This window comes from Burkholderia sp. IMCC1007 (genome assembly GCF_027257875.1).
Taxonomy (GTDB): domain Bacteria; phylum Pseudomonadota; class Gammaproteobacteria; order Burkholderiales; family Burkholderiaceae; genus Burkholderia.
The window spans coordinates 1-8516 of the sequence record NZ_JAPVQY010000112.1 but is presented as its reverse complement, the minus strand read 5'-3'; the positions used below and the strand labels follow the sequence as shown (position 1 = coordinate 8516).

The 8516-nt window shown below is 69.2% G+C and carries 8 protein-coding genes and 1 pseudogene; all 9 read right to left on the bottom strand.

The window, feature by feature from the left end; all coding sequences use genetic code 11:
- Positions 1–276 (bottom strand): annotated as a pseudogene (flhF, locus tag O1Q03_RS39485) (flagellar biosynthesis protein FlhF); the annotation flags it as partial.
- On the bottom strand, positions 273–2375 hold the full coding sequence (flhA, locus tag O1Q03_RS39480) for a flagellar biosynthesis protein FlhA (protein WP_269511458.1): 2103 nt from the start codon (positions 2373–2375) through the stop codon (positions 273–275). The gene flhA and the pseudogene flhF, both read right to left, overlap by 4 nt.
- Positions 2372–3568, bottom strand: coding sequence for a flagellar biosynthesis protein FlhB (flhB, locus tag O1Q03_RS39475; protein WP_269511455.1), 1197 nt, complete (start codon positions 3566–3568; stop codon positions 2372–2374). The genes flhA and flhB overlap by 4 nt, the downstream gene beginning before the upstream one ends.
- Before the next feature lie 400 nt (positions 3569–3968).
- On the bottom strand, positions 3969–4466 hold the full coding sequence (locus tag O1Q03_RS39470) for a VOC family protein (protein WP_269511452.1): 498 nt from the start codon (positions 4464–4466) through the stop codon (positions 3969–3971).
- 147 nt (positions 4467–4613) lie between these two features.
- Positions 4614–5873 (bottom strand): DUF3443 domain-containing protein, encoded by a 1260-nt coding sequence (locus O1Q03_RS39465; RefSeq protein ID WP_269511450.1) that lies wholly within the window; start codon positions 5871–5873, stop codon positions 4614–4616.
- Between the two features lie 16 nt (positions 5874–5889).
- Complete coding sequence (locus O1Q03_RS39460; protein ID WP_269511448.1) at positions 5890–6393, bottom strand: DUF2844 domain-containing protein; 504 nt, start codon at positions 6391–6393, stop codon at positions 5890–5892.
- Between the two features lie 243 nt (positions 6394–6636).
- On the bottom strand, positions 6637–7368 hold the full coding sequence (gene cheZ, locus O1Q03_RS39455) for a protein phosphatase CheZ (protein ID WP_269511445.1): 732 nt from the start codon (positions 7366–7368) through the stop codon (positions 6637–6639).
- 1 nt (position 7369) lies between these two features.
- The gene (cheY, locus tag O1Q03_RS39450) at positions 7370–7765 is read right to left on the bottom strand and encodes a chemotaxis response regulator CheY (protein ID WP_269511442.1); all 396 of its coding nucleotides are present in this window, start codon (positions 7763–7765) and stop codon (positions 7370–7372) included.
- A 67-nt stretch (positions 7766–7832) separates the two neighbouring features.
- The coding region (gene cheB / locus O1Q03_RS39445) for a chemotaxis-specific protein-glutamate methyltransferase CheB (protein ID WP_269511439.1) at positions 7833–8516 on the bottom strand (684 nt) is incomplete at its 5' end.

The following is an 8516-nucleotide window of genomic DNA, read 5'->3' as shown; positions in this document are numbered from 1 at the left end:
CGGACGTGCGGGCGCGGCCGCGGGCGCTGCGCGCGACACGATGCCCGGCACCGCGGCGGCCGGCACGGACTCCGGCGCACGCGGCGCGCTCGCGCGCGGGCGAACGGCCGCCGACGGCGCAACCGCGGCGAGGTCCGAATCGGCGAGTGCAACGATTTCGACACGACCGTCATCGAGCGTGCGGTTCGACAGCACGACGGCGTCGGCGCCGAGTGCCTCGCGCACGAGGCGAAGCGCGTCGCGGCTGGTCGCGCCGGTGAATTTGCGAATGTTCAAGCGGGGCCCCCGATGACGTTAACAACTTTGATCGTGCGTGTATCCGGCACTTCGGCGTACGACAGCACTTTCAATTGCGGCAGGCTGCGGCGCAGGAAACGCGCGAGCATCGCGCGCAACGCGTGCTGCACGAGCAGCACGGGCGGCAGCCCGAGATTCTGTTGACGCAGCATCGCCTGTTGCGTGCCGGTCAGAAGGTTGTGCGCAAGGCCCGGCTCGAGGCCCGGATTTGCGCCGGTGGCGAGCGCCTGCGACAGCACGCGCTCGAGATTCGCATCCAGCCCCATCACCTGCATCTCGCCCGCGCCCGGATACCACTGCTGCGTGATCGCGCGGCCGAGCGACAGCCGCACCGCGGCGGTGATCTCGTATGCGTCGCCGCGGCCCGCGTGTTCGGACACCGACTCGAGGATCGTGCGCATGTCGCGGATCGGCACGCCTTCGTCGAGCAGGTTCTGCAGCACTTTCTGCAGCGTCGTGAGCGAGATCGTCTTCGGCACGAGGTCCTCGACGAGCGACGGCGCATCCTTGCCGGTGCGTTCGACGAGCGCCTGCACTTCCTGGCGGCCGAGCAGTTCGGCCGCATGCTGGACGACCAGATGGTTCAGGTGCGTCGCGACCACCGTGCTCGCATCGACCACCGTGTAGCCGTACACCTGCGCCTGCTCGCGCATCGCGACGTCGATCCACACGGCCGGCAGCCCGAACGCCGGATCCTGCGTGACGGCGCCCGGCAGCGCGGCCGTCACCTGGCCCGGGTTGATCGCGAGCCACTGGCCCGGGAACACTTCGCCGGTGCCGATCTCGACGCCCTTCAGCGCGATCCGGTATGCGTTCGGCCGCAGCTCGAGGTTGTCGCGGATATGGATCACCGGCGGCAGGAAGCCGATTTCCTGCGCGAATTTCTTGCGGATGCTCTTGATGCGCTTGAGCAGCTCGCCGTCGCTGTTCTTGTCGACGAGCGGAATCAGCCGGTAGCCGACTTCGAGGCCGAGCGGATCGATCAGCTGCACGTCGTCCCAGGTCGCTTCGTGACTTTCGCCCGGCAGCGCGGCGGGCGGCGCGATCTCCGTCACGTCGCCGGCCGCGACGCGCGCCGCCGCACGGCGGGTCTGCGTGCGCGCGAGCCAGATCGCGCCGCCGCCGAGCGCGAGGAACGCGAAGTGCGGCATGCCCGGGATCAGCCCCATCAGCACGATGATCGCGCCGGTGATGTTCAGCACGCGCGGGTTCGTGAACAGCTGGCCGGTGATCTGCGTGCCGATGTCCTCGTCGGTCGCGACGCGCGACACGATCACGCCGGCCGCCGTCGAGATCACGAGCGACGGGATCTGCGCGACGAGGCCGTCGCCGATCGTCAGCAGCGTGTAGTTGGTGCCGGCCGCGGCGAAGCTCATGTCGTGCTGGACCATCCCGACGATCAGCCCGCCGATCACGTTGATCGCCATGATGATCAGGCCCGCGATCGCGTCGCCGCGCACGAACTTCGACGCGCCGTCCATCGACCCGTAGAACTCGGCCTCCTGCGCGACCGCGGTGCGGCGCTTGCGCGCCTGCTCTTCGTTGATGAGGCCCGCGTTCAGGTCGGCGTCGATCGCCATCTGCTTGCCCGGCATCGCGTCGAGCGTGAAGCGCGCGGACACTTCGGCGATCCGCCCCGCGCCCTTCGTGATCACCATGAAGTTGATGATCATCAGGATCACGAACACGACGATGCCGACCGCGAAGTTGCCGCCGACGAGGAAGTGGCCGAACGCCTCGATCACCTGGCCGGCCGCATCGGGCCCGGTGTGGCCTTCGAGCAGCACGACGCGCGTCGACGCGACGTTCAGCGACAGGCGCAACAGCGTCGAGAACAGCAGCACGCTGGGGAACGCCGCGAAATCGAGCGGCTTCATCGTGTACATGCTGACGAGCAGCACCATCACCGACAGCGCGATGTTGAACGTGAACAGCAGATCCAGCAGCATCGGCGGCAGCGGCAGGATCATCATCCCCAGGATCATGCAGATGAGGATCGGGCCGGCGAGCGCGCGCAGATTGGTGCCGGCGAACGGGTTCGGGCGCTTGCCGAACAGGCCGGTGGTCGGGGTGCTCATGCCGCGCCTCGCGTACCGAGTGCGTCGTCGGCTTCGTCGCGCGCGTCGTCGGTCGACACCGACGTACCCTTGTCGAGTTCGGCCGGCACGGCGAGATCGACCGGCGCCGCCGGGAACGCGCCGCCTTCCGCGCGGAAGCGCTTGAGCTGGTAGACCCATGCGAGCACCTCGGCGACGGCCGAGTACAGCGAGCCGGGAATCTCGCGTTCGAGTTCGACGTTGTGATACAGCGCACGCGCGAGCGGCGGCGCTTCGAGCAGCGGCACGTTGTGCTCGGCCGCGAGCTCGCGGATGCGCGCGGCGACGAGGTTCACGCCCTTCGCGACGACCTTCGGCGCGCGCATCTCGCCGTCCGTATACTGCAGCGCGACGGCGAAGTGCGTCGGGTTCGTGACGACCACGTCGGCCTTCGGCACGGCGGCCATCATCCGGCGCCGCGCGATCGCGCGCTGCTGCTGGCGGATGCGGCCCTTCACGTGCGGATCGCCTTCGTTCTCGCGATGCTCGCGCTTCACTTCTTCCTTCGTCATGCGCAACTTCTTGTTGTACTGCCAGAGTTGGTAAGGAACATCGAGCGCGGCGACGACCAGCATCCCGGCAACGGTCGTGCCGCAGCACACGGCGACCAGATGCAGCGCGTCGGCGAGCGCCGCGCCGAGCGGCTGGGTCGCGAGGCCGAGCAGCTCGTCCTTGCTGCGCCAGATCGCGATCCCGCCGATCCCGCCGACGACGAGCGTCTTCGCGAGCGACATCCCGAGCTGGATCGGCCCCTGGATCGAGAAGATGCGGCCGAGGCCGGAGATCGGGTTCAGGCGGTCGAACTTCAGCTCGAAGGTCTTTTGCGAGATCAGCCAGCCGCCGAGCGCCATCGGCGCGGCCAGCGCGGCCACGCCCGTCAGCGCGAGCAGCGGCAGCAGCGCGGCGAAGCCCTCGGCGCTCGCGCTGCCGGCCGCGGACAGCATCCGGTTCGTGTCGAACGCCGTGGCGCGGTCGAACGAGAACGCGCCGCGCAGCATCGTCTGCAGATGCGCGCCCGACGGCCCCGCGAGCAGCCACGCACCGTAGAACCCGGCCGCGAGCAGCGCGAACGAAGCCAGTTCGCGCGAGCGCGCGACCTGCCCCTCCTCGCGCGCCTTCTCGCGGCGTCTCGGAGTGGCGGCTTCGGTTCTGTCGAGATCGCTCTCGTCTGCCACGGGGCCTCCAGTCGGGTACGGCGAAATGCCGCTTTCCAGTGACACCGATTATTCATGCGCGCGTCAAACGCCGATCGGTCGAGCAAAGCCGGGAAAGGGGGGTATTTCGGGGAATCGGACGGGCTTGCGGCGGGGGGGAATCGGGGGCGCGAACGGCGGTGTGGCCGGGGTCATGAAGGCGGCGGCGGCGGCGGCGGGGGCGGTGGCGGTGGCGGTGCCGGTGCCGGTGCGACGGGGGGGATGGTGACGGCATCGACGCCGTAAGCGATAAAGCGGTGACGCGCGGATTCGCCGCAGAGGCGAAGCGATGGAGGCAACCTGCCCCGACGCGCGAGCACCGCGCATCGCGGCGCACCGGCCCGCACGCCGGCCGCGCGAGGCCGGCATGCGCGCCCGGCCGCTACCCGGCCGCCGCCTGCTGCAGCAGCCCGAGATCGAGCTTCTTCATCTTCATCACCTGCGCCATCACGCGCTCGGCGCGCGCGGGGTCGCCCGTCATCAGCTCGGACATCTGCACCGGCACGACCTGCCACGACACGCCGAAACGGTCGCGCAGCCAGCCGCACTGCTGCGCGCGCTCGTCGCCGCCTTCGGACAGCGCCGCCCAGTAGCGGTCGATCTCGTGCTGGTCGCGGCAGTTCACCACGAACGACACGGCCGGCGTGAGCGGGAACGCCGGGCCGCCGTTCAGCGCGAGGAACGCGACCCCGTCGAGCTCGAACGACACCGTCATCACCGTGCCCTCCGCCTGCCCGGACACCTGGGCACCGGCCTTGCCGTAGCGCGCGACGTGCACGATGCGTGCGTCGTCGAACACCGACACGTAGAAGTTCGCGGCCGCCTCGGCGTCATGATCGAACCACAGGAACGGCGTGATACGTTGAATGCGCTGGCTCATGATGCTGCCTCCTCGATGTCGTGTCGGCATCCGTGTCCGGTCTTGTCTCGTAAGCGCTGCATCCGTACGCCGCCCCAAGGCGGCGCGGGAGCTTGAAAAAAGGGGACGATCGCTCGCCCCCTTTTTGCTGCGATGCCGCGTGCGCGATCAGAACGCGACGTAAGGTGCCGCGCCGCCGCTCGCGGTCCGGTCCATCCCGAAGTAGATCGTCTTGCCGTAGAAGTGCGGCAGGCCGAGATCGAGCCATCCGGACGGGCCGAACGGTCCGGCGATGTCGTTGAACGCGTACGTCGACGGGCTCGCGAACAGCGAATCGGCGTTCTGGATCGACATCGACACGCCGCCCGACGTCCCGTTCCGGCCGGTCAGCGTCGCGGTGTAGGTGGCCGTCGACGACGGGCAGTAGAACTGCGTGTTGGTCGAGCACTTCGTCTGCGACGCGTCGTTGAAGAAATACGCGTTCGAGCCCGTATCGAAGAACGCGGTCACGCTGCTGCCAAGGAACGACGCGCTCACGTCCCCCGTCGTCGTCGACGTCAACACCGTCGACGCGGCGAGCGCGTTGTTGCTCTGCGTGCCGATCCCGAACGTGAGCTTGCCCGTCGCGCTGCCCTGCCCGCTGCTGGAGATGGCGGGCATCTGCACGATCACGCCGTTGTTGTCGGTCGCGAAACGATGGACCGGGTTCGCCACCTGCTGCGTGGTCGGCACCAGCGCGACCGTGCAGCTCGAATTGCCGTTCGGGCACGCATAGTAGTTGTTGTAGGTCGCCGACGTCGACGTCGCGCAGTTCGTGCCGCAGTCCACCGGCGCCGGCCCGATGCCGAGAATGCCGTTCGCGCCGAGATCGTTGGCCGAGTTCGCCGAGGTCCCGCCGTTCGTGCACGAGTTCGGTACGCCGGTCGTGCCGAGGTCGCCGATGATCTGCACCGGCAGCGAGCTTGCCTGCTCCGAGCCGATCGTCAGGTCGACGGTGCGCACCGTGCCCCACGTGTAGCTGGACACGAACTTGCCGCATTCGGCGACCGGCGCGCCGCCGCTCGTCACCTGCGGCAGGCTGCCGAGCACGCCCGACACGGCGCTGCCGACCAGCCGCAGCCCGTACGACGCCGTGTCGACGAGCACGTTGTTGACCACCTGGCAGTTCGACGTGCCGGGCACGCAGATCTTCACGTTGACGGTCGGGATGTTGATCACGCGCGCGACGCCGGTGCCGACGGTGATCACGGCCGTATTGGCGGTGTTGCCGTCCGATACGCTGGAGTTGCCGCCGTTATTGCCGTTGTTACCGTTGCTGCCGTTGTCGCCGCCGCCATCGCCGCCGCCGCATGCCGTCACGAGCATGGCCGTCGCGGCCGCGAGGCTCAGCATTCCGAGCCAGCGCTTGAAGGTATGAGGAATTATCAAGATCGCTCTCCCGCTGTCACTGGATGTCGGTGCCGGTCAGCCCGGCGGGCAGCGCGGCGGGCAGCCACGCCTGGCCCGCGAACGCGCCCATGTGGCCGCCCGTGCGGATCACGAGGTTGCTCGTGTCGACGGACACCGGTGCGCGCCAGCCGCGCGCGGCATGAGCCGCCTGAACGCCGGCGGTGTACTGCGGGAAATAGCTGCCGAGGAGCGACGCCAGATCCGGCATGGTCGGCCCGCGCCACGCGAGGCCGAACACGGTGCCGGCCGTGGACGTGTATTCGTGGATGACGGTGCCCGATCCGAGCGTGATCTCGCGCACGGTATAGGCGGCGGCGCTCGCCGGTGCACCGTCGGCCGAGCGCATTGCGCGCTGCAGCGCGCGCACGGTTGCCGCGTGATCGTCCGCCGGCGGCGACATCGGCGCGCCGCCCAGTTCGGCCTGTGCGTGGACGGTCCACAGCACACCCATTGCAACCGCCGCATGCGCGGCAGTCCAGCCCAAGCGTTTCAGTTTCACGTTCCCCCCCAAGGGACTGGCTTCGTTGCCGTCGGCCCGCTGTCAGGCTCGGCCACCGCAGGTCAGCCAATGAAAGTCGTTGGAATGACGCTTCGTTGCTGCTGACGCGTAGTATGCCTGCGGACTGTGGCGGAGTGTCAAATTGACGCAGCGCGGCCCGCTCGCGACGGGCCGGGGAGAACGGGAAAGCCATGCGCACCGGCCCGCCCCATGACATGGACGGGCCGGCGCGATGCCGCACGGTCAGAAGCCCAGGCTCGCGAGCAGGTCGTCGACCTGCGCCTGGTCCTGCACCACGTCGGACTTGCCTTCGGGCGCGACCTGCGGCCCGTTCAGCAGCGACTCGGGGCTGCCGGTCGTGCTCACGTGCTCGGCCGCGAGCGCGGCCGCGGTCGCCGCGAACTGCTCGCGCCGCTCGGGCGCGATGTTGTCGACGAGCACGGTGAGCAGTTGCTGCTCGATCAGGTAGACCATGTCCATGATCTTCTTGATCACCTGCCCGGTCAGATCCTGGAAATCCTGCGCGAGCATGATCTCGAGCAGCTGCGCGCTGGTCGCGGACGTCGCTTCGGGCAAGCCGTGCAGGAACGCGCGCGTGTCGCCCATCAGCGCGCGCACTTCCGCGTGCTCGATCGGCGCGGCGTACCACTGCGCCCAGCGCGCGTCGAGCGCCTCGGCCTCGTTCTGGATGCGCTCCTGCACGGGCTTCGCGATCTCGATCGCGTTCAGCACGCGCTCGGCCGCCTGCTCGGTCATCGTCGCGACGTAGCGCAGCCGGTCGCGTGCGTCGGGCACGGCTTCGGCCGCACGCTCGACATGCTTGTCGAGGCCGAGCTCGCGCATCGAATCACGCAGCGTGCGCGTGAGCTGCCCGATGCGCGCGAGGATGCGGTCGCTGGCGAGATCGGCGCCTTCGGCGTGACTGTCGGCGTTGAGTCCCGCACCGGCGAGCGCCGCATGAATCGGCTCGTTCACGTCAGCTCCCGGCCTTCGCCATCTTGTCGATGATCTTGTTCAGCTTCTCGTCGAGCGTCGCGGCCGTGAACGGCTTCACGACGTAGCCGCTCGCGCCTGCCTGCGCGGCCGCGATGATGTTCTCCTTCTTCGACTCGGCCGTGACCATCAGCACCGGCAGGTGCGCGAGCGCCGCGTCCGCACGGATTTCCTTCAGCATCGCGAGCCCGTCGAGGTTCGGCATGTTCCAGTCCGAGATCACGAAGTCGAAACCGCCGCCGCGCAGACGCGCGAGGCCGGCCGCGCCGTCCTCGGCTTCGTCGACGTTCGCGTAGCCCAGCTCCTTGAGCAGGTTGCGGACGATCCGGCGCATCGTCGGGAAATCGTCCACCACCAGGATTTTCATGCTCTTGTCCATCGTCGTTCCTTTGCAGATTCGTTACCGTCGGGCCGCGCAACCTTGCACGCGTCCCGTGACATTTCATTCAGACCCGCTGTACGCGGTCGCCCATCGTCGCGAGACGCGCCATCACGCGCCGGCTCATCTCGGCGAGCGGCGCGACCTCTTCCGCGCCGCCGAGCGCGATCGCCTCGCGCGGCATCCCGAACACGATGCAGCTCGCCTCGTCCTGCGCGAACGTGTGGGCGCCCGCGCGCTTCATGTCGAGCAGCCCGGCCGCGCCGTCGCGGCCCATCCCCGTGAGGATCACGCCGATCGCGTTCTTGCCCGCGTGCTGCGCCGCCGACCGGAACAGCACGTCGACCGACGGCCGGTGACGGTTCACCGGCGGCTCGTCCGACAGCTGCGCGATGTAGTTCGCACCGCTGCGCGCGAGCAGCAGGTGCGCATGGCCCGGCGCGATGTACGCATGGCCCGGCAGCACGCGCTCGCCGTGCTCGGCTTCCTTCACCGCGATCCGGCACAGGCCGTTCAGCCGCTGCGCGAACGATTTCGTGAAGCCCGGCGGCATGTGCTGCGCGATCAGCACCGCCGGCGCGTCCGGCGGCAGCGGCGTCAGCACTTCGCGGATCGCCTCGGTGCCGCCCGTCGATGCGCCGATGATGATCAGCTTCTCGGTACTGACGAGCGGGTTGTTGATCATCGGCGCCGCCGGCTGGCCGGGCGCCGCGCGCGCGGCGGCCTGCGGCTGCGGCGCCTGCCGCACGCG

What these genes read in the sequence shown, in the direction of transcription:
- flhA (WP_269511458.1), bottom strand. Translation starts at nt 2,375, where the DNA reads ATGAGCACCCCGACCACCGGCCTGTTCGGCAAGCGCCCGAACCCGTTC.
- O1Q03_RS39470 (WP_269511452.1), bottom strand. Translation starts at nt 4,466, where the DNA reads ATGAGCCAGCGCATTCAACGTATCACGCCGTTCCTGTGGTTCGATCAT.
- cheY (WP_269511442.1), bottom strand. Translation starts at nt 7,765, where the DNA reads ATGGACAAGAGCATGAAAATCCTGGTGGTGGACGATTTCCCGACGATG.